The following is a 21884-nucleotide window of genomic DNA, read 5'->3' on the forward strand; positions in this document are numbered from 1 at the left end:
CAGTCCCTTTTTTAAGGGCTTTGAAGGGTAAGAGCATTTTCATGCGCAAACATATTTATATCGCCTATACAGGCGGAACAATTGGTATGAAGCCATCTAAACAGGGCTACGTTCCAGCCGCCGGCTTCCTGTCAGACACGCTTAAAAATATGCCTGAGTTTCATCGTTCGGAGATGCCCCTTTTTACGCTCCATGAATACGACAACCTCATTGATTCTTCAGATATGGATCCTACGGATTGGCAGCGTATTGCCGATGATATCGCCGATAACTACGACAAGTACGACGGCTTCATTATATTGCATGGCACTGACACAATGGCTTACACCGCCTCAGCGCTAAGCTTCATGCTAGAGGACTTGTCTAAACCAGTAATAGTAACTGGGTCACAAATCCCTTTAGCTGAACTTCGTTCAGACGGCCAAGTTAACCTACTCAATGCGTTATTTGTAGCCGCGAACTTCCCTATCGCTGAGGTCGGACTTTTCTTTAATAACCGACTTTTACGTGGTAACCGGAGTCGTAAAGTGGATGCAGATGGATTTAGCGCATTCGACTCGCCTAACTTCCCTCCTCTATTAGAGGCTGGCATTAATATCCGCGTTAAAGCGGGAGAACTCGCAAAAACGCCCACCAACAACTTAACCGTATCTAATGTGTCGGCACAGCCTATCGGCATGGTGAGTTTATACCCGGGCATTGCACCAGAGGTAATTAAAAACACCCTGCAGCAGCCTGTAAATGCGCTGATCTTACTTAGCTACGGCGTGGGGAATGCCCCCCAGAACCCAGAGCTTATTGCGCAGCTTAAATACGCTAAATCCCGTGAAATACCGGTTTTAAATTGCACCCAATGTATGCGTGGTCGCGTGAATATGGGTGGTTATGCTACAGGACACGGTTTGCAGGAAGTGGGCGTCTTGTCAGGTAGCGATATGACCCCTGAGGCCGCTCTTGCCAAACTGCACTACTTATTAAGTAAAGGGCTTCCTTTTGAAGAAGTGTGCAAGTTACTAACGCAAAATCTGCGTGGCGAATTAAGCGACTAAGCTTCATTGAAAGTTTAATGTTGAAGGTTTTATTTAAAACGTAGCAATAGTGCCAAGTAAGAAAGATTTCAAAGATTAAAGGTTTAAAAAGTGACAACAAATTATACGGGTATGCTGAAAAAGATGCGTACCTCTGCTGATGAAAACAACAAAGTAAACTATACACTGCCTATTGGCGATGTATTGTTAGATATCAACGAGCTTATCGGTAAAGAGGTGTCCGTTACTTTTTCGGGTGAGATTAATTGTGTTCATTGTAATCGTAAAACTAAGAAGAGTTTTAACCAGGGGTATTGCTACCCCTGCCTAATTTCACTTGCTCAATGCGACAGTTGTATTATTAAACCAGAAAAGTGCCACTACCACGAAGGTACGTGTAGAGAGCCTCAATGGGGCGAAGAACATTGCTTTAGCGAACACTTTGTTTATTTGGCAAATACCGGCACCGTAAAAGTAGGTATTACCCGTCAAGTCACAGATGGCGTATCTACACGCTGGATGGACCAAGGTGCAACCCAGGCTACGGTTATGTTGCGCGTGCCTGACAGGCTGACAAGCGGGTTAGTTGAAACCTTATGCAAAGACCATATTGCCGACAAGACCAATTGGCGCACAATGCTTAAAGGAAAGCCCGATGAGGTCGACTTAGAGCAGGTTAAATCAGAGCTGATGAGCAAAATTGAAAATGATTTAGAGGCGTTAAAACAAGAGAAAGGGCTTCAGGCCGTTTCAGAAGTGTCTACGCCGATACACGACATTCACTACCCTGTAGAAGAGTACCCAGTTAAGATAAAATCTTTGAATCTTGATAAGGACCCGTCGTTTAGCGGCGTGTTACAGGGGGTTAAAGGTCAGTATTGGATGCTAGACGGTGACCGCGTTATCAATATAAGAAAGTTCGCTGGCTACAACGTAGATCTATCGTTTTAAAACGTCTGCTAGGTCTGTTTTTGGGGTCTGGTGTTAGGTCTGTTGTTGGGGATTAGCAACAACAGACCTGTAGCTAAAAAAGCTCGCTATGAATGTTGGTCACTGTGATGATTTAGCGAGGAAACTAACACTTACTGCCAATATTCAAAGTAGTCATCACTATTTCTTTGCGGCTTAGGTGCGGGTTCAAACGCCGGCGTTCCTAGATATAAGAAACCCACTAGTTCATCCTCTTCGCTTAAACCTAGCCCGTTTCTCACTGTTTCACAGTGCGCATAGCCACCAGTGCGCCACATTCCATTGAATCCCTGTGCGACTGCTGCCATTTGCATGGCCATAACACCACAACTCGCAGAGGCAATTTGTTCAACGCGGGGGACTTTTTCGTGTTCTTTGTGTTTTGCAATAGCAACAATTATCATAGGTGCGCGTTTAGGGAGTTGAACTGCACGCTCAATTTCCTTTTGCGTCTTTTCATTTTCTATCGCCGATTGCTCGTAAAGCGCACCCAGTTTGTCTAGGCCCTTTCCTGTACATACAATGAAACGCCACGGGGTTAAGCACGCGTGATCTGGCGCTCGAAGGGCTGCCTGCATAATATTTTCCAAGGCATCACCACTTGGCGCCGGTGCTTCTAATCGAGGCTGAGAGCTTCTGTTGAGTAATAATGTTAATGCGTCCATTTATGTCCCTACTTTTCACTCATATGGTTGTTGGCCCACATGCTAGCGTGTATTTAAAATGGTATGGCTGGGTTAAAAAGCATACCTGTAGTATGTGGTAGATCCTACGGCTGATAAACAAAAAAGACCAGAAAATTCCGGCCTTTTAATGTGAATGTTTTGAGGGTAAATAGCCGTTAAGTTAATCCATTTTGCGACTAAATATTTTTCCTAAATAGTAATCCACACTGAAAAAACGACCGCCTCCATAAATGAACAAGACTAACAACATAACAAAATAGGTCGCCGCGAACTCGATACCGTTATTAAGTACAACAAAGTTGCCGCTTGAGGTTAGCCAGTCATAGTGACCGTGATCTTGTAACAGCGACTTAGCAGCCGACAACTTTTCCGGTGCAGCCATGATGCTCTCATTTAATAAAATAGTACCGTCGGCTAACCAAGACGAAGCGTCCGCTATAGCTAGCCATCCATTTTCAGCATGCACGCTTACCATGGCGACGACCATAGTTATCATAAGGGGTATACTGACCAACCGTGTTAACGCGCCAAACAACAACAAAATGCCACCTATTAGTTCAGCGGCAGTGGCGAGAAATGCCATCACTAAAGGTATAGGTAAACCAAGACCATAATCGTCGTTTCCGAACCAATCGACTATACTGTCGAAACTAGATGCTTTATTCCACCCAGCCTGTATCATCACAGGCGCTAAATATAAGCGTAATAAAAGCAATGGAATGCCATCGGCTAGCTGTAGCCGTGTAACAAATTGTTGATAGAGATGTGTCATTGTTTTACCTATTCGGTGTGCTTAGAAAATAAGAACGGCGCTTTATGAAAAAAATTTCACCTCACAAAAATAAGCCATCTCCTTTCTCTCGAATAATGCGAAAAGGCCAAGAAAAAACAAACTACAAAGCACGTAATGGCAATCCTCTCATGCTGATGAGCGAAGAAGATCATGCGCGCATAGCTAAGTTAATTAGTAAATGGCTAGCGCAGGATGAAACAAACCTGTGACCTACACTAACCAACGCTGTTTTTAATTTAAATTTCTTCGATACCGGCACACAACCCAAGAATGCTTACAAAAAATTACAATTAAGTTCGCGATCTTACCCGATTTAGGTAACATAATAGGATGCAGTACATTGGGCTTGATACACCTGTTTCATCTTGCTCTGATTAGTTAATTCAAAAAAGGTAGTGATAAAAATGGCAGCCAAAGGAAATTGGACTAAATCCTTGTTTATTGGCTTGTGGACGGTGCTTAACTTCACCCGCAAACTTTTCTTTAATGTGATATTCATTGTTATTTTTGTTGGGTTGATCATCGCCATTGCCGGTCAGGGCGATGAGCCGTTATCAGTAAATAAAGATAGCGCGCTGTTTCTTACCTTGAACGGTAAGCTCGTTATTGAAAAGGAAAGTATCGACCCATTTGAACAGTTCTTGCAGGAATCGCTTGGTAGCGAGCCCGAAAACCCTGAAGTACTCGTTCGCGATGTTATGAAGGTTTTAGAGAATGCCAAGAAAGACCGACGCATAAAAGCCCTAGTGCTTGACCTTCATGGGTTAACTGGTGGCGGTTTAGATAAATTGCGCACTGTCGCGAACGCTATCGATGCATTTAAAGAATCAGGAAAACCCGTTTACGCCATTGGCGATTACTTTTCGCAAGACCAATACTACTTGGCAGCACACGCAGACAACATCTACCTAAACCCAATGGGCGGATTAATGTTTGAAGGTTACGGGCGCTACGGCATGTACTTTAAAGACATGCTTGAGAAGCTAAAAGTAACAACCCATATCTTCCGTGTGGGTACGTATAAATCTGCCGTCGAGCCTATCATGCGAAATGATATGTCTGAGGAAGCTAAAGAAGCAGAGAAACAATGGTTAGACGGCTATTGGGCCCAATATAAAGCTGACGTTGCGACTGCTCGCGGTATTGATGAAGCAAATTTCGATGAAACACTTCAAGGCCTATTAGCAAAATTTGAAGCGGCCGGTGGTGACTTCGCCCAGTACGCGCTTGAAAACGACTGGGTTGATGCGTTGAAAACTCGCGAAGAAGTGAGAGTAGAGTTAACCGAATTAGTGGGTGAAGGTGATAACAAACACGGTGTAAACCTCACTACATTTAACTCTTACCTCAAAGTCGTTAACCCACCTATGCCTGTCATTGAGTCAGACATGGATAAAGTGGCTATCGTCGTTGCTAAAGGCACTATTTTAGATGGTGATCAAAAAGCTGGCTCTATAGGCGGAGACAGTACCGCTCGCCTGTTGAGAAAAGCGCGTTTAGATGACAACGTTAAAGCCGTTGTCCTTCAAATAGACTCACCCGGTGGCAGTGCGTTTGCCTCTGAAATCATTCGCCAAGAAGTACTACAGCTTCAACAAGCAGGTAAGCCTGTTATTGCGTCTATGAGCACTTACGCAGCATCTGGTGGCTATTGGATAGCGGCAAGTACCGACAAAATTATCGCGAGCCCAAGCACTATCACAGGCTCTATCGGGGTGTTCGGTATGTTCATGACATACGAAAACTCGCTAGATTATTTGGGCATTCACAGTGACGGTGTAGGCTCAACAGAACTTGCTGGTTTTTCTACTGTACGCCCTCTTGCACCAGAGTTTGGTCAAATTCTTCAGCGTAACGTTGAAAATACTTATGGTAACTTCTTATCGCTAGTGTCTAACGCTCGTGGTATGTCAGTTGAGGAAGTGGATAGCGTTGCACAAGGTCGCGTTTGGATTGGTGAAGATGCAATTGAGCTAGGATTAGTTGACCAGTTAGGAACACTTGATGACGCTGTCGCTGCCGCCGCAGAGATTGCAGAACTTGAGAACTATGACACCTTCTATGTACAGCGCACGTTAACCGCACAGGAGATTTTCTGGAAAGAATTTTTCGGTCAAGCCATGACGTTTGTAGGAAAGTGGCAGTTTGCCCACGCCGACTCATCACTCGTTAACGAGTTTAAGCGCGTACTTAAAGAGTTTAGTTTAGTTAATAAGCTAAACGACCCTAAAGGAACCTATGTGCTTTGTTTACCTTGTGATGTCGAGTAGTTAACGTTGAATACAGTTGAATACGAAAAGATATAGAGTGAGGCAGAAACATCGCTTCAAATGATCTAAACCACGAACAGCGTCGCGTTATTACCGACGCTGTTTTTTATTGTTTTGAGCAAGCAGAGCGTTACTTTAACCGAAAGTTTGAACGCCCGACCATTACGTTTAGACGTTCCGGTAGGAATGCGGGAACGGCGTTTTTACAGCAAAACCGTCTGAACTTTCACCCTATTCTCTTCAAAGAAAATGTCGACGCCTTTATAAATGACGTGATACCTCATGAAGTTAGTCATTTACTGGTATGGACGTTGTTTGGAAAGGTTCAGCCCCACGGCAGAGAATGGCAATCGGTTATGCATGGTGTTTTTAATCGTACACCAGCCGCTACACATCAATTCGATGTAAAACGAGTGACGAAAACCTTCCAGTACGTTTGCGACTGCGACACCTATGCACTATCCACGCGCAGACACAATAGTATTTTGAAAGGCGGACAGTACAAATGTCGAAAGTGTCAGGCCGTGCTACGAGCCGTATAAGCAGCTACGAGCGGCCTAGACAGCTACGAGCCGCCTAAACACTTCATTTCTCGGGTGAGAGTTTGCCTAGTAGCTAGACTACTATTAGTAGTCTACAAGAGTTTGGAAGCAACAGATGGCTTTTAATTAAACCAGTGTTTGGTAAATGCGTTATCGAGATCGTTAAAGGCCGTTTTAAGTAGCTGAGCCAGCTCCTTATATTTAGGCTTTGACTTGGCATTACTGATATTCACTCCCTGCGTGCGCATTTTAGAATGAATTTCCTGATACCAGCTTTTTAGCTGTGGTGGAAGATACTGATCTGAGCGATGCCCCAACCATAGCAAGCCCTGCATAGGTAAGCTTAGAAAAAAAGCACCTATTGTAATAGTTTGAGGAAGATAGTCTGTGCCTAAGTTCTGGTACAAAAGCGCACACGACAGCATAGCAACCGGCGGCATTGTTTTAATAGCAAACTTGGTGGCCGCTACTACTCTGCATTCTGGGAAAAAAGCATAAAGCTCTTTTCTCACAGGCCATGTCTTCATGTACTGCTGACCGTTTTTCAACATTGTCATTACTGATTGAGACATGGTTCACCTCTTCGTTCTCAGATAGGTATAGTTAAATTGTAAACTGCTTTTTATCTATTACAATTTAGTTGCATGATTTTTACTCGTTTTTTTTGCGCTAAACGCAGCACCTTCTACAAGGTATCTGCGACTCAAAACATTTTATCAAATAAGATAACGATTTGGGTAATTAAGTTTTGTCTAAGGCGCTGTAAAGCGCTTCAGCGAACCCACGTGACTATTTACGCTCTGGCTTACTTTTTAGATGCGTTCAGCACATTGATTTCAGTGGTTATGCTTTAAAGGTACTACAAAGTTAAAAGCATCGTAATAATTAAAAGGTATAAATTGAACTTATCTTTAAGTGACATTTTTAGCACTTGAAGGCATCATATAGCGCTTTAGCCTGAACATAGTCTTGTATGGCTTAGTTGTTATTTTTGTTAACACAACTAACTGACGACCTGCAGATAATGCGCTGGCAGATTACTATAATAAAAGTAACTGGGTATTGAGCTTGATTTACGAATTTTCGCCCCTACCTAGCTTTCTAAGAGAATTTTATAAGTAACCCATAACGGGTGAATTATTTGGAGAGGAAAATGGCAGAAAGCAGACACGTCCGTCTACTTATCTTAGGTTCAGGCCCTGCGGGTTATTCAGCGGCGGTTTACGCTGCACGTGCAAACCTTGAACCTGTATTGTTAACTGGTATTCAACAAGGCGGACAGCTTACTACCACTACTGAAGTAGAAAACTGGCCGGGCGACCCAGAAGGACTTACAGGTCCTGATCTCATGGTTCGTATGCAAAAGCATGCAGAAAAGTTTGATACCGAAATTATTTTCGATCATATCAACAAAACTGATTTTTCAAAGCGCCCTTTCACTCTTTACGGTGACAGCGGTACGTATACCTGTGACGCATTAATTATCGCTACAGGTGCCTCTGCTAAATACCTAGGCCTAGAGTCAGAACAAGCCTTTATGGGTAAAGGTGTATCTGCCTGTGCAACCTGTGACGGTTTCTTCTACCGCAACCAAAAAGTAGCGGTTATCGGTGGTGGTAACACGGCTGTTGAAGAAGCACTATACCTTTCGAACATTGCTTCAGAAGTACACGTTATTCATAGAAGAGACAGCTTTAGAAGTGAAAAAATTCTAGAGAAGCGTCTTCGCGAAAAAGCTGAAAACGGCAACGTGGTCCTTCACCTAAATCGCACCCTTGATGAAGTGCTTGGTGATGAGATGGGCGTAACCAAAGTTCGTATCAAAGACACTAAAAGTGAGGCGACAGAAGAGATTGATGTTATGGGTCTTTTCGTAGCTATCGGCCACAAGCCAAACACTGATATCTTTGATGGCCAACTAGAAATGAAAGATGGCTATATCGTAGTGAATAGTGGAACTAACGGAAACGCAACTCAAACTAGCGTTGAAGGTGTATTTGCCGCGGGTGACGTGAGCGACCACATTTATCGTCAAGCTATTACATCAGCCGGAACTGGCTGTATGGCTGCGTTAGACGCCGAAAAGTACCTAGACGGTACCATGCCTGAGCAAGGTTAATACTCTATACCTAAGCCCTACATTCCTGTGGGGCTTTTTTTCTGGCGAATTATGATAGCGTTACACTACATAGAAGAAGGCGCTCCTTTCCCTTCTGTCGATACCGCATTGGAAGATCCTAACGGCCTGTTAGCGTTTGGTGGCGATCTCAGCCCAGCCCGTTTATTTTCCGCTTATTCGCAAGGAATATTCCCTTGGTTTAGCGACGACGAACCTTTGTTGTGGTGGTCACCTGACCCAAGAGCCATTATCGAACTCGACAACTTTGTTGCTTCGAAAAGCCTTAAGAAACTCGCTCGTAAGAAGAAGTATCGAGTTACCTTGAATCATGCGTTCGACCGGGTGATAGAAGCGTGTTCATCAACACCTCGTAAGAACCCTAATACGGGTGAATTGAACAGCGAAACCTGGATTACCGACGACATGATTGGCGCCTATCGGCAGCTGAATGGTTTGGGTTTAGCGCACTCGGTAGAAGTATGGAGTGGAGATTCGCTAGTTGGCGGGCTGTATGGCGTGGGAATTGGGAAAGTTTATTGCGGCGAGTCTATGTTCCACATTGAAAGCAACACATCTAAGCTTGCCATGCTGGCGTTGGTCGAACATATGAAATCGCAAAACATGGCGTTTATCGATTGCCAGCTTCCCACTGATCATTTGTCATCACTGGGCGCTACCGTGTTGCATCGCGACAACTTTATTGAAAAACTGGAAAAAAACAACCACACTTTAACCGAAGACGGTAGGCTGTCTGAAGACTACCTTAATCGTTGGAAGCCAAGAGTGATTACTCCGTGAAGTTTGGTATAACGCAGTCATTTTCATGTAGCTATTTGCCTGATGAACAAGAGCAGTTGTTAGTGTACGCCGAAGATAATGATTTTCAGGCGTGGCGATATTCACAACTGATACAAGCGGGCTTTCGTCGAAGCGGCGAGCAAATTTACCGCCCCCACTGTCCTGCCTGCCAAGCGTGTAAATCTGTGCGAATACCGGTTCACGATTTCACACCTTCTCGTAGTCAGAAGCGACTACTTAAAAATAATAAAGGTTTTAGTGTTAAGCTCGTCGATAAAACCAAATCAACTTACTACCCCCTATATGAACGCTATATTACAGAGCGCCATGCAGATGGCAGTATGTATCCGCCATCTAAAACACAGTTTGATAATTTCGTATTGTGTAAGTGGATGACAACACATTATTTAGAGGCCTATGATGGTGACAAGCTTATTGCTGTAGCCGTTACTGATATCGTCGATGCCAACGAACACATGGGGGCGCTATCTGCGCTTTACACGTTTTTTGACCCCGACTATAGTTCAGCCTCTTTGGGTACCTGGATGATATTGATGCAGATTGAGCAAGCTAAGGTTTTAGGCCATCGATACGTCTATCTGGGGTACTACGTAGATGGCTGTAAAAAAATGTCTTACAAACATAAATTTTTGCCATTTGAGCAGTTTAGTGACAATGAATGGCATCTATTTAGCAAAAATAGTAAAATAGACACTTAATTGCTTTACACCGAACCCAAGATTGGGTAAGGTCTGCGCGGCAAAAATTTTGAATTACTGAGGTAACTGCTTTACATGGCAAAAGAAGATTGTATTGAAATGGAAGGTACTGTGTTGGACACACTACCTAACACTATGTTCCGCGTTGAACTAGAAAACGGTCACGTAGTGACTGCACACATCTCTGGTAAAATGCGTAAGAACTATATCCGTATTCTTACTGGCGATAAGGTCACTGTTGAGATGACTCCTTATGATTTGACCAAAGGTCGTATCATTTATCGCGCAAGATAATGAGCCATTTAAGCGGTAACGCATAAAAAAAGCCCGATGAATATCGGGCTTTTTCGTATCTAGTGGTTACAGCGTCAAAAAGAAACTGTAGCGCTAAGATAAACAACCCCAGTTGTATTGCCTAACGCTACGTTCGGTCACTGTTCAGCATTAACGTGCTGTTCTAGCTTGGTTCTGCTTCCTCAGACTTAGCATCAACGCCTGAGTATTCGAAGGTAAGCTTGTCATCAACACAATCTACTTTCACATTTCCACCTTTAGATAGCTCGCCGAACAATAATTCATTCGCAAGCTCTTTCTTAAGGTCGTCTTTAATTACCCGAGCCATAGGACGTGCGCCCATCGCTTTGTCATAGCCCTTCTCGGCCATGTAAGCTCGTGCAGCACTGGTTACCTCTAGCGACACACCTTTAACGTCAAGCTGTGCCTGAAGCTCGATAATGAATTTATCAACCACTTGTAGAATAATCTCTGGGTCAAGGTGATTAAACCAAATAATACCATCAAGACGGTTTCTAAACTCAGGGGTAAACACCTTATTGATTTCAGACATTGCATCGTGGCTATGGTCTTGCTGTTTAAAGCCAATAGACTTACGCACCGTTTCCTGCACACCTGCGTTGGTAGTCATAACCAACACAACATTTCTGAAGTCTACTTTACGGCCGTTGTTATCGGTCAGCGTACCGTGATCCATGACTTGAAGAAGGATGTTGTATATATCGCTATGCGCTTTCTCAATCTCATCTAACAGCACGACAGAGTACGGATTCTTTATTACCGCGTCTGTTAACAAACCACCTTGATCAAAACCTACGTAGCCTGGAGGAGCACCAATAAGACGACTTACTGCATGGCGTTCCATGTACTCAGACATGTCAAAACGCACTAGCTCAACGCCCATGGTTTTCGCCAGTTGTTGTGTTACCTCTGTCTTACCTACCCCGGTAGGGCCAGCGAACAGGAAACTACCAATAGGTTTTGCTTCATTGCCTAACCCTGAGCGCGATAACAAAATAGCGTCATTTAGCGTCTCTATGGCTTTATCCTGACCGAACACAACCATCTTAAGGTTGCGGCCTAGGTTCTTGAGAACCTCTTTGTCAGAAGCCGATACAGATTTCTCAGGGATACGCGCCATTTTTGCAATAATTTGCTCAATATCGCCTACATTGATTGTCTTCTTGCGTTTTGACGGTGGCAATAGACGCTGGCTCGCGCCGGCTTCGTCCATAACATCAATAGCTTTATCTGGAAGATGACGCTCATTGATGTATTTGGCTGACAGTTCAGCGGCCGCCTGAATCGCCTTTTGTGTAAAGCGCACATTGTGGTGCTCTTCATAACGACTCTTAAGCCCAAGTAGTATCTTGGTCGTATCGCTCACACTTGGCTCAGTCACATCTACTTTTTGGAAGCGACGAGCAAGAGCGCGATCTTTTTCAAAGATACCCTGGTACTCTTGATAAGTAGTCGAACCAATGCAGCGAAGTTCACCGCTAGATAGCTTAGGCTTAAGCAAGTTAGACGCATCCATTACCCCGCCTGACGCCGCTCCAGCACCAATGATGGTATGAATTTCATCAATGAATAGAATTGCGTGTTTGTCTTTACCAAGCTCTTTCAAAATCGCTTTTAAGCGTTTTTCAAAGTCACCACGATATTTGGTGCCAGCTAACAGCCCGCCCAAATCAAGTGAATACACTGTACTTTCTGCGATAACTTCAGGCACGTCATCGTTTACAATCCTGTAAGCTAGACCTTCGGCAATTGCAGTTTTACCTACACCGGCTTCACCTACAAGCAGTGGATTATTTTTACGGCGACGACACAGAATTTGAATTGTGCGTTCTACTTCTGAGTCGCGGCCAATGAGCGGGTCAATTTTACCGTCTTTAGCGTGGCGGTTTAGATCAGTGGCGTATTTGCTTAATGCAGAACCGCCCTCTTCACCCGACTCACCTTCTTCAGAAGCTTCAGGATTAACGGGCTCATCGTCATCAGCTTTACTAACGCCGTGACTGATGAAGTTCACAACATCTAGACGAGTTACATCAGCTTTTTTCAGGATATAAACGGCTTGCGATTCTTGTTCGCTAAAAATAGCCACTAGCACGTTGGCGCCGGTTACTTCGTCTTTGCCCGACGACTGCACGTGAAATACCGCGCGCTGTAATACGCGTTGGAAGCCCAGCGTTGGCTGCGTTTCCCGTTCGTTTAATTGGTCATCTAAGATGAGTGGCGTGGTGTCTTTAACGAACGATAACAGTTCGCTTTTGATTGCCTCAATATCGGCACCACACGCTTTGAGCGCATCGCGAGCAGCTGAGTTATCAAGCAATGCCAACAACAAGTGCTCTACCGTCATAAACTCGTGACGGTGCTCTCTGGCAAATACAAACGCGTCGTTTAACGTTTGTTCTAATTCTTTATTTAACATATTGCTCGCCCTCTACAAAAAACCTTATGCTTGCTCCATCGTGCACATCAACGGATGCTGATGTTTGCGTGCGTACTGATTAACCTGCATCACTTTTGTCTCTGCTATCTCAGCAGTAAAAATGCCACACACGGCTTTTCCTTGATAATGAACGGTCAGCATAAGTTGGTTGGCTTTCTCATCGTCCATATTGAAAAACTTTTTGAGTACCTCAATGACAAAATCCATCGGTGTATAGTCGTCATTGTTCAACAACACTTTATACATGGGAGGCGGCTGCGGCTTTTGTCGCTGCGCGTCTTTTTGTTTTTCCTTTTCGATACTAATAGCGTTGTCTTTACTCATAACTTAATAATAGTGGTATACCGGCACATATGTGTACAAACTTTTGTCTAAATTTATTCACATTTGCCCTTGACATAATATGGTTAAAAAATCTACATTTTGTATAGTGGTTTTGAGTATTGCACGTTTGTCACTCTAAAGCAGTCACTTTAAAGTTTCTATAGTGAATACTCTTTCCACCGTGTCTCCGGATCTATAATGGGGACATATACTCGTGAGTTCAAGGATTAAGAGGAAGTCGAAGTATGGCGGTTGGCAAAGTTAAATGGTTTAACAACGCAAAGGGTTTTGGATTTATCGTGCCTGAGGATGGTGGTGAAGATATTTTCGCACATTACTCTACGATTCAAATGGAAGGCTATCGTTCGCTAAAAGCAGGTCAGGAAGTAACGTTCGAAGTTCAGCAGGGCCCTAAAGGTCTTCACGCTGAGAACATTGGCTTCAAAGAAGAACCAGAGCGTTAAAAAAGAATTTAAAAAGCCTGACCCTCATGTCGGGCTTTTGATTTTTTTGCTTTAAGTTTTGCTATGTATAAGTGTTATGGGCGCGATTTGGCGTCAAGTGCTCTGTCGTCTTTAAATCTTCTTAGACTGTATTTTCAAACCTCCTATCCCTAGGGCCTTCACCCCTCTTTTCTGTCTTGTTATAAATTTTTAAGACAAACGATATTTCTCTTTAGCTTGCGCGAGCTAATAGTTACAGGCTGCTAAGACTGTTGTTTTTTAGTTGCGTACTTTTAATACCAGCCCCAATTTGTAAGCGGCATAAAAAAAGCCCGCTTAAATATTTAAGCGGGCTTTTTAATTATTTGTAGATACGTTTACGCGGATGCAATCATACAGCCGCGTCTAAACACTACTATTATGCGCCAAGAATCGCTTTTAATGTCTGGCTAGGAGACATTGTTGCGAAAAGCTTGTCTTCGTCTGGGTAGTAGTAACCACCAATTTCTTGCGCGCTACCTTGAGTCGCATCAATCTCAGCCAAGATGTCATCAATTTTTGCAGATAACTCTTCATACACTGGCTTAAACTGAGCTGCTAGGTCAGCATCTTCAGTTTGGTTCGCTACTTCCTCAGCCCAGTATAGACCTAGGTAAACATGGCTACCGCGGTTGTCTAGCTGACCTGCTTTACGAAGTGGCGACTTACCATTGTTAAGCAGCTTCTCAGTTGCTTTATCAAGCGCTGTAGCAATAACTTTTGCTTTTGTATTGCTGTGCTTGATTGCGACGTCTTCTAGCGATACTGCTAATGCAAGGAATTCACCTAGTGAGTCCCAACGCAGATGACCTTCTTCAACAAACTGTTGTACATGCTTAGGTGCACTACCACCCGCACCTGTCTCATAAAGACCGCCGCCAGCCATTAATGGAACAATTGATAGCATCTTAGCGCTTGTACCCAACTCTAGAATTGGGAATAAGTCAGTTAGGTAGTCACGAAGTACGTTACCGGTAACTGAAATAGTGTCTAAACCGCGAAGCGCACGTTCCATGCTGTAGCGGATAGCGCGTACAGGAGACATAATTTGAATGTCCAAACCGTTTGTATCGTGGTCTTGAAGGTACTTTTCAACTTTCTTGATAAGTTGCGCATCGTGAGCACGCTCGTCATCTAGCCAGAATACTGCAGGCATACCAGATTGACGTGAACGGGTTACCGCTAGTTTAACCCAATCTTGAATAGGTGCATCTTTCACCTGACACATACGCCAGATATCACCTTCTTCAACATCGTGAGAAATAAGTACATTACCGTCCTGGTCAACAATTGACACAGTACCGTCGGCGTCTAGTTCAAACGTTTTATCGTGTGAACCGTATTCTTCTGCTTTTTGCGCCATTAGACCAACATTAGGTACGGTACCCATTGTAGTTGGATCGAATGCACCATGTGTCTTACAGAAGTTAATAACTTCTTGGTAAATAGTGGCGTAAGTACTTTCAGGAATAACCGCTTTAGTATCGTGCGCCTTTCCATCTGGTCCCCACATTTGACCAGAGTTACGGATCATTGCAGGCATAGACGCATCTACAATTACGTCACTTGGTACGTGTAGGTTTGAAATACCTTTGTCAGAGTTAACCATCGCAATTGGCGGACGGTCTGCATAACATGCATTGATGTCTTTTTGAATTTCTGAGCGCTGGCTTTCAGGTAGGCTCGCAATTTTGTCGTAAACGCTACCAAGACCATTGTTAGGGTTAACACCAAGCTCTTCAAACAGGTCGCCCCATTTGTTGAATAGATCTTTGTAGAATACTTTTACACAGTGACCAAACACGATTGGGTGAGACACCTTCATCATGGTCGCTTTTACGTGTAGTGAGAATAGAACGCCTGTGTTCTTCGCATCTTCAATTTGCTCTTCGAAGAACTCGCAAAGCGCTTTTTTGCTCATGAACATGCCGTCGATCACTTCGCCAGCAAGCAAGTCTACGCGAGGCTTAAGTGTTTTCTTGCTGCCATCTTTGCCAGTAAATTCAATGCTAACGTGACCGTCTTTTTCTACTGTCACTGACTTCTCACCAGAGTAGAAATCACCGCCGCGCATGTGCGCTACGTGTGAACGAGACGCTTGAGACCACTCACCCATTGAATGCGGGTGCTTACGCGCATAATTTTTAACAGCAGTAGGCGCACGACGGTCAGAGTTACCTTCACGCAGTACTGGGTTAACCGCACTACCTAGTACCTTACCGTAACGCTCACGAATCTCTTCTTCTTCAGCATTTTTAGGTGAATCAGGGAACGCTGGTACGTTAAAGCCTTTATCATTTAATTCTTTGATCGTTGCACGAAGCTGAGGAATTGAGGCACTGATGTTTGGAAGCTTGATGATGTTAGCATTCGGGTCTTGGGTCATCTCACCCAGTTCAGCTAACGCGTCTGGCACTTTTTGTTCTTCAGAAAGATACTCAGGGAAATTTGCCAAAACACGCGCAGCCAATGAAATATCGCTTAGCTCAACGTCGATATCTGCAGCTGCGGCAAACTTCTGGATGATTGGAAGAAGTGAGTAAGTCGCCAGCATTGGCGCTTCATCAGTCTTCGTATAGATGATCTTAGACTTGGTCATTATATACCTCAATTTTTTCGACAGGGTACTGTCGTTTTTAGTCCATTAGGTCGCAACAACCCGTAACATGTGTCATGTTACGCCCACAGTCATTGCGAAACGTATTTGATGTTTTCCACCTTTTGCTTTTATTAAGCATTAGGTCACTTGCTGTTTTCTTCCCTGCATATTATTCAATTCCCTATGTTAGCAATAAGCCCCTCGTTGCCATGCGCATAACTTAATAGTTACGTAAAGCGGCGAGGTCTGATGTACAAGCAAGCCCGCTTGTCACTGCTAAAACTGTCTAATAATTATGCAGATGCGCTCTCTTATAAAAATGGGAGCGACCATTAGTATAGGGTCGAAAGTTTGAGTTACAAGTCATACCATTGTCTTAGCACATAAGATCACCAATTTTATCGACAAACTACTGTGCAGAAACGTCTATTTGTGCTGAATTTTCTCAAGCGCGTTAATTTGATTTGAAGTAAAATCCCCTCCGAAATCTCGACAAGCAACAAGCGGAAGTAACATGTCTTCAAACGCCAAAGTGGTGCTGTTTAACAAGCCCTTTCAAGTTCTTTCTCAATTTACCGACGCGGACGGTAGAGAGACGCTAAAAGATTATATTGATATTCCCGATGTTTACGCTGCGGGCCGCCTAGACCGAGATTCTGAAGGCCTTTTAGTACTGACTAATGATGGTAAGCTTCAACACAAACTGGCAAACCCTAAAGCTAAGACCAGTAAAACCTATTGGGTGCAGGTTGAAGGTGTCATGGACGAAAAAGCCATGCAGGCGCTACGCGATGGTGTTGAATTAAAAGACGGCATGACCCGCCCAGCTAAAGTCAAAGCAATGCAGCAGCCCGATGTATGGCCAAGAAACCCACCTGTGCGTTTCAGACAATCTATTCCAACTAGCTGGGTATCAATTACCATCACAGAAGGCAGAAACCGACAAGTCAGGCGTATGACCGCACACGTAGGTTTCCCTACCCTTCGCCTTATAAGATATCGAGTAGGCAGCTGGACCATAGATGGCATTGAAAATGGTAAGTACGTGAGCTTTTGATTATAAAAGCAAATCCGATACTTGAATTCACCTTTGACGACCACACTAATGTGGCACCAAGAGTCTGGAAATATATCGACCGATAGGCCTAGCTGTACCTTATTGTGGTTCTTAATGCACGGAAACATTAATGCGTTAAAAACCAAGCTTGTCCACGTACATATTTAATTACTTAATCAGATAAGGATTAGATGTGAATTACCGATCGGAATCTGATAAAATCCGCGACCTCGAAAACGGGCCTGTTTGTTCGTGCTTTCTTACTGTAAAGCTTACGGTGAAGCTCATGTTGCAGCCTTGCTTAGTAGCTTGGTGGATAGCAGCTTGGTGGAATAGCCCACCCAATGAGTTAGTGTATTGACAAATTCATAAATATGTTAATGCATGACCCCATTAACAAATAAGGTTTCTTTTTTATTAATCAAATGAGTGTGCAATCTGTAGTGAGTGATATTGAATCTAACGCCAGCAAAAAAGTGATCGTCGGCATGTCCGGCGGTGTCGATTCGTCTGTTTCAGCCTACCTGCTTCAACAGCAGGGATACCAGGTTGAAGGTCTTTTTATGAAAAACTGGGAAGAAGATGATAACGATGAGTACTGCGCCGCTGCGGAAGATTTAAAAGATGCGCAAGCGGTTGCTGACAAGCTAGGCATTGAGCTGCACACCATCAACTTTGCTGCAGAATACTGGGATAACGTATTTGAGTATTTTTTAGAAGAATACAAAGCAGGCCGAACGCCTAACCCAGATATTATGTGCAACAAAGAAATTAAGTTTAAAGCGTTTCTTGAGTTCGCTGCAGAAGATCTTGGTGCAGACTATATAGCCACAGGACACTATGTTCGCCGCCGTGAGGTAGACGGTAAATGGCAGATGTTGCGCGGTCTCGACAACAACAAAGACCAAAGTTACTTCTTGTATACGCTAGGTGAAGAACACGTTGCTAAAACCCTTTTCCCTGTGGGTGATATTGAAAAACCACTGGTGCGTAAAATTGCTGAAGAGCAAGGGCTTATTACCCATGATAAGAAAGATTCAACAGGGATCTGCTTTATCGGCGAACGTAAGTTTAAAGACTTCCTAGCCCGCTACCTTCCAGCGCAGCCTGGCGTTATCGAAACCGCAGAAGGTGAAGAAATTGGGCAACACGAAGGTTTGATGTATCACACTTTAGGTCAGCGTAAAGGCCTTCATATTGGCGGTTTAGCTAAATACGGTGATGACCCTTGGTATGTGGTAGATAAAGACGTTGCCCGCAATGTTCTTATTGTAGGACAAGGTGCCGATCACCCTCGCCTTTATTCAAAAGGTTTGGTTGCCAAACAGCTACATTGGGTAGACAGAAAAACACTCACTGAGCCTATGCGCGCGGTGGTTAAGACGCGTTATCGTCAGGCGGATATCCCTTGTACTATTACGCCAACTAAAAACGACACTATCGAAGTAACGTTTGACGAACCACAAAAGGCGGTAACACCGGGCCAGTCGGCGGTATTTTACAGTGAAGAAGTCTGCCTTGGCGGCGGTATTATTGAGAGTTACATTCGCTGATGCTAGATACCGATATAGAGAATAATTTGGCCCTAGCTGGGGTATGTCAGGCTGCAGCGCTAGTGCAGCAGCTAGCCAGACGAGGCTCTGCTGAAAACGAAGCCATTGAAGCAAGTTTATCAAGCATACTGGTTACCGACCCTGAAACTCCTCAGCAGGTGTTTGGGCAACTGTCTAATCTAAAAACCGGTTACACTACTCTTGCTGCGCAATTATCTGACAAACAAGCAACAAAAGACACAGAGCTAACCCGCTATATCGCAAGCATCTTAGGTCTTGAAAGAAAGCTAGCCAGAAAGCCTAAAGCTATGCAGGAACTCGGTGAACGCATTTCACATGTCCAGCGCCAGCTTGCCCACGTAGACTTTCAAAATCCGCAAATTGTTTCCTCATTAGCAAGTATTTACAGTGATATTATCAGTCCGTTAGCGCCGCGTATTCAGGTGGCGGGCAACCCAGACTATTTGAGCCAACCTGCTAATCAGCACAAAGTACGTGCCCTTTTACTTGCGGGCGTAAGGGCTGCGGTGATGTGGCGTCAGATGGGCGGCAAACGAAGAAATATATTATTTAAACGCAAACACATTCTTAACAGTGCTGTTAAAGCACTACGATTAATAAACTAGTGAGGAGCTTAAGGTGGAACTGAGTCAGTTAACTGCAATTTCCCCTGTCGATGGTCGATATGCTGGCAAAAGCGTAGAATTACGCAGTATTTTCAGTGAGTACGGCTTGTTAAAATACCGTGTAGAAGTAGAAGTACGTTGGTTACAAATGCTTTCTACTAACCCACAAATTGAAGAAGTTCCTGCCTTTTCAGACACGTCAAATGCACTACTAGACAAAATAGTAGCGGAATTTAGCGTTGAAGATGCGATGCGCATCAAAGAAATTGAGCGCACTACAAATCATGACGTAAAAGCTGTTGAATACTTCCTCAAAGAGAAAGTAGCAGACAACAGTGAGCTTTCTGCGGTTAACGAGTTCATTCACTTTGCGTGTACGTCTGAAGACATTAACAACCTTTCACACGGCCTAATGCTTCGTGAAGCCCGTGAAACGGTTATTCTTCCTTACTGTGACAAATTAATCGAAGCGCTAGTAGAACTTGCTAAGCGTTATCAGAATGTACCTATGATGGCCCGTACCCACGGTCAGCCAGCCTCTCCTACTACTATGGGTAAAGAGATGGCAAACGTGGCTATTCGCTTGAAGCGTCAGCGCAGTCAAATTGCGGGCGTTGAACTGCTTGGAAAAATTAACGGTGCTGTGGGCAACTACAATGCACACTTGTCTGCTTATAAAGATGTAGACTGGCACGGCGTTTCAGAAAAGTTTGTTACCTCACTTGGCCTTACCTGGAACCCGTTCACTACGCAAATCGAGCCTCACGATTATATCGCTGAAATGTTTGATGCTATTGCCCGTTTTAACACCATACTTATCGATTTCGATCGTGACGTTTGGGGTTACATTGCACTCGGTCACTTTAAACAAAAGACTGTTGCTGGCGAAATCGGTTCTTCAACCATGCCGCATAAAGTTAACCCTATCGATTTTGAAAACTCAGAAGGTAACTTAGGTCTGGCTAACGCTATATTTGACCATCTTGCTGCTAAACTGCCAATCTCTCGCTGGCAACGCGACCTAACTGACTCAACGGTACTTCGTAACCTTGGTGTAGGTGTGGGATATGCAGTTATTGCTTATCAAGCCACACTAAAAGGTATTAGTAAGTTAGAGGTTAACGAGCAGAGCTTGCTTAACGAGCTAGATAATAACTGGGAACTATTAGCAGAGCCTATCCAAACGGTAATGCGTCGTTACGGTATTGAAAAGCCCTATGAGAAACTTAAAGAGTTAACGCGTGGTAAGAAAGTAAATGCTGAGGTTATCGCCGAGTTTATCGATAATTTAGATATGCCAGATGGGGCTAAGGCTGAGCTGAAAGCCTTATCGCCGGCAACTTACATTGGTGACGCAATCAGGCTTGTAGATCAGTTATAAGGGCTAACCCTTTCCACTACACTAAAAACGCGGTCAAAAGCACCGCGTTTTTTTATACCTACTTTTTATTTAACCGTTAAACGGATATTAATTGGGAGCATGTAGATGGACTTACGAAAAAATAACGATAAAGGTAATGTCACGCCTAGTGAACAAGGCAGTCTGACTTCAAAGCCCCCTTTCCCGAACCCCTTACGAAATGCTGACCATGTACAAAGCGGTGATAATAAGGCTGTAAGCGTAAAACACGAAGTGCAATGCGCCGTTGTCATTTTTTGTGACCTGTCGAATTATCAAGGTTTAGCAAAGCAATACGGTGACACTATGTGCACGGGTATTGTAGAAACGCTATTTAGCCAGTTTGATGAAACAGCATACGATTTAGCGCTCGTGCCCCTAAAAACCAACGGCGATCAATATATTGCCGTGGGGTTTTGCAGTGAACCTAGTTTTGCTAAACCTTACCTCCACAACGCTTATCAACATGAACCTTTTCGGGTACTTCAAGACGTAGCACACTGTGCGATGGATTTTGCCATAAAGGCTCGCAATCTTGTTAGTAGCCACACTTTATTGATGTCTTCGTCTTGTCAGCTACGTTCAGGTATTGCCGCCGGTGCTCTACTGACAGGTTACTCTTCTCGCGTATCGTCAGGCTTTGATATCTGGGGAGCAACCGTGAACAAAGCAGCAATGTTAGAACAGTACACCGCTCCTAACACTATTGCGATATGTGAAAAAACTTACCACGCGCTAAACACAGGTAATATAAAAAGTGACCTCCCAGCAACCGAAGGTTCAGTTAAACATTATGAATCTAATAACTGTGGGTCTAATAACGGTAATCAAAGCTCAATTCGGATTTTAACAAATCAAGTGGGCCCACTAGCGCTTTACAACACGAAGATTAAAGTGAAAACGGCAGTATTGAGTGCCTACATCTGCTAGATAGGTACAAGGGTAAAAATACAATTTGAGCAACAAGCATTTATCTTTGCTTTATAATTTTTTTCTTTTTCATGCTCTGTACGCTAGCCTATGTTTATCATCAATGCTCACCAATATTCTCGCTAAGCTTTTCAGACAATAAGGTGGCAATCCCTTTTTCAATAATTGATAATGCCGCTTTTACACTATCACCTCGCCTTAGTTCTATTTTTACGCTTTCGTCTATGCTTTGCGC

The 21884-nt window shown here is 43.8% G+C and carries 21 protein-coding genes; 15 read left to right on the forward strand and 6 right to left on the reverse strand.

What is annotated here, in order from left to right:
- Nucleotides 1–41: 41 nt before the first annotated feature.
- Nucleotides 42–1049 carry an asparaginase gene (ansA, locus tag ACYX4N_RS12245; RefSeq protein ID WP_476054210.1) on the forward strand — a complete coding sequence of 336 codons (1008 nt, stop codon included), beginning with the start codon at nucleotides 42–44 and terminating at the stop codon, nucleotides 1047–1049.
- A gap of 90 nt (nucleotides 1050–1139) precedes the next feature.
- Complete coding sequence (locus tag ACYX4N_RS12250) at nucleotides 1140–1979, forward strand: DUF2797 domain-containing protein (protein WP_476054211.1); 840 nt, start codon at nucleotides 1140–1142, stop codon at nucleotides 1977–1979.
- 131 nt (nucleotides 1980–2110) lie between these two features.
- Here the strand turns inward: ACYX4N_RS12250 and ACYX4N_RS12255 are convergent, their stop codons facing one another.
- Nucleotides 2111–2662: an NAD(P)H nitroreductase gene (locus ACYX4N_RS12255; RefSeq protein WP_476054212.1), complete on the reverse strand. Its 552-nt coding sequence runs from the start codon at nucleotides 2660–2662 to the stop codon at nucleotides 2111–2113.
- Between the two features lie 181 nt (nucleotides 2663–2843).
- Complete coding sequence (locus ACYX4N_RS12260; protein WP_476054213.1) at nucleotides 2844–3455, reverse strand: HvfX family Cu-binding RiPP maturation protein; 612 nt, start codon at nucleotides 3453–3455, stop codon at nucleotides 2844–2846.
- A gap of 44 nt (nucleotides 3456–3499) precedes the next feature.
- On the opposite strand from ACYX4N_RS12260, the gene ACYX4N_RS12265 reads away from it, so the two are divergent.
- From ACYX4N_RS12265 to ACYX4N_RS12275, 3 genes are all read left to right on the forward strand, one after another.
- Nucleotides 3500–3685 (forward strand): hypothetical protein, encoded by a 186-nt coding sequence (locus ACYX4N_RS12265; RefSeq protein ID WP_476054214.1) that lies wholly within the window; start codon nucleotides 3500–3502, stop codon nucleotides 3683–3685.
- Nucleotides 3686–3880: 195 nt separating this feature from the next.
- Nucleotides 3881–5746 carry a signal peptide peptidase SppA gene (gene sppA / locus ACYX4N_RS12270; RefSeq protein ID WP_476054215.1) on the forward strand — a complete coding sequence of 622 codons (1866 nt, stop codon included), beginning with the start codon at nucleotides 3881–3883 and terminating at the stop codon, nucleotides 5744–5746.
- A gap of 89 nt (nucleotides 5747–5835) precedes the next feature.
- Nucleotides 5836–6288: a SprT family zinc-dependent metalloprotease gene (locus tag ACYX4N_RS12275; protein WP_476056444.1), complete on the forward strand. Its 453-nt coding sequence runs from the start codon at nucleotides 5836–5838 to the stop codon at nucleotides 6286–6288.
- 122 nt (nucleotides 6289–6410) lie between these two features.
- On the opposite strand, the gene yfbV is transcribed toward ACYX4N_RS12275, so the two are convergent.
- A complete protein-coding gene (gene yfbV / locus ACYX4N_RS12280; RefSeq protein ID WP_179983305.1) occupies nucleotides 6411–6860 on the reverse strand; it encodes a terminus macrodomain insulation protein YfbV in 450 nt (149 codons plus the stop codon).
- Nucleotides 6861–7441: 581 nt separating this feature from the next.
- Here yfbV and trxB point away from each other — a divergent pair.
- The 4 genes from trxB to infA all read left to right on the forward strand — a co-directional run bounded on the left by trxB (nucleotide 7442) and on the right by infA (nucleotide 10218).
- Nucleotides 7442–8407 carry a thioredoxin-disulfide reductase gene (gene trxB / locus ACYX4N_RS12285; RefSeq protein ID WP_476054216.1) on the forward strand — a complete coding sequence of 322 codons (966 nt, stop codon included), beginning with the start codon at nucleotides 7442–7444 and terminating at the stop codon, nucleotides 8405–8407.
- A gap of 51 nt (nucleotides 8408–8458) precedes the next feature.
- Nucleotides 8459–9205: a leucyl/phenylalanyl-tRNA--protein transferase gene (gene aat / locus ACYX4N_RS12290; protein WP_476054217.1), complete on the forward strand. Its 747-nt coding sequence runs from the start codon at nucleotides 8459–8461 to the stop codon at nucleotides 9203–9205.
- Nucleotides 9202–9924 (forward strand): arginyltransferase, encoded by a 723-nt coding sequence (locus tag ACYX4N_RS12295; protein WP_476054218.1) that lies wholly within the window; start codon nucleotides 9202–9204, stop codon nucleotides 9922–9924. The genes aat and ACYX4N_RS12295 overlap by 4 nt, the downstream gene beginning before the upstream one ends.
- A gap of 75 nt (nucleotides 9925–9999) precedes the next feature.
- Complete coding sequence (gene infA, locus ACYX4N_RS12300) at nucleotides 10000–10218, forward strand: translation initiation factor IF-1 (RefSeq protein WP_008844395.1); 219 nt, start codon at nucleotides 10000–10002, stop codon at nucleotides 10216–10218.
- A 163-nt stretch (nucleotides 10219–10381) separates the two neighbouring features.
- Here infA and clpA read toward each other — a convergent pair whose 3' ends face one another.
- Together clpA and clpS are read right to left on the reverse strand one after the other, a co-directional pair.
- Nucleotides 10382–12658 carry an ATP-dependent Clp protease ATP-binding subunit ClpA gene (gene clpA, locus ACYX4N_RS12305; RefSeq protein WP_474807054.1) on the reverse strand — a complete coding sequence of 759 codons (2277 nt, stop codon included), beginning with the start codon at nucleotides 12656–12658 and terminating at the stop codon, nucleotides 10382–10384.
- Between the two features lie 24 nt (nucleotides 12659–12682).
- A complete protein-coding gene (clpS, locus tag ACYX4N_RS12310) occupies nucleotides 12683–13003 on the reverse strand; it encodes an ATP-dependent Clp protease adapter ClpS (RefSeq protein WP_118495106.1) in 321 nt (106 codons plus the stop codon).
- 245 nt (nucleotides 13004–13248) lie between these two features.
- On the opposite strand from clpS, the gene cspD reads away from it, so the two are divergent.
- Nucleotides 13249–13467, forward strand: a complete 219-nt coding sequence (gene cspD, locus ACYX4N_RS12315; protein WP_014949330.1) for a cold shock domain-containing protein CspD — start codon at nucleotides 13249–13251, stop codon at nucleotides 13465–13467.
- Between the two features lie 397 nt (nucleotides 13468–13864).
- On the opposite strand, the gene ACYX4N_RS12320 is transcribed toward cspD, so the two are convergent.
- The gene (locus tag ACYX4N_RS12320; protein ID WP_476054219.1) at nucleotides 13865–16084 is read right to left on the reverse strand and encodes an NADP-dependent isocitrate dehydrogenase; all 2220 of its coding nucleotides are present in this window, start codon (nucleotides 16082–16084) and stop codon (nucleotides 13865–13867) included.
- Nucleotides 16085–16598: 514 nt separating this feature from the next.
- Between ACYX4N_RS12320 and ACYX4N_RS12325 the strand changes: the two genes are divergently transcribed.
- From ACYX4N_RS12325 to ACYX4N_RS12345, 5 genes are all read left to right on the forward strand, one after another.
- The gene (locus ACYX4N_RS12325) at nucleotides 16599–17141 is read left to right on the forward strand and encodes an rRNA large subunit pseudouridine synthase E (protein ID WP_474831826.1); all 543 of its coding nucleotides are present in this window, start codon (nucleotides 16599–16601) and stop codon (nucleotides 17139–17141) included.
- Between the two features lie 425 nt (nucleotides 17142–17566).
- Nucleotides 17567–18694 carry a tRNA 2-thiouridine(34) synthase MnmA gene (mnmA, locus tag ACYX4N_RS12330; RefSeq protein ID WP_476054220.1) on the forward strand — a complete coding sequence of 376 codons (1128 nt, stop codon included), beginning with the start codon at nucleotides 17567–17569 and terminating at the stop codon, nucleotides 18692–18694.
- Nucleotides 18694–19320 (forward strand): high frequency lysogenization protein HflD, encoded by a 627-nt coding sequence (gene hflD / locus ACYX4N_RS12335; RefSeq protein ID WP_334058349.1) that lies wholly within the window; start codon nucleotides 18694–18696, stop codon nucleotides 19318–19320. Before mnmA ends, hflD begins: the two co-directional genes overlap by 1 nt.
- A gap of 13 nt (nucleotides 19321–19333) precedes the next feature.
- Nucleotides 19334–20701, forward strand: a complete 1368-nt coding sequence (purB, locus tag ACYX4N_RS12340) for an adenylosuccinate lyase (RefSeq protein WP_476054221.1) — start codon at nucleotides 19334–19336, stop codon at nucleotides 20699–20701.
- A 105-nt stretch (nucleotides 20702–20806) separates the two neighbouring features.
- Nucleotides 20807–21649, forward strand: coding sequence for an adenylate/guanylate cyclase domain-containing protein (locus ACYX4N_RS12345; protein WP_476054222.1), 843 nt, complete (start codon nucleotides 20807–20809; stop codon nucleotides 21647–21649).
- The last annotated feature ends 235 nt before the right edge of the window (nucleotides 21650–21884 follow it).

Source organism: Alteromonas sp. ABH4_452, from assembly GCF_056311825.1.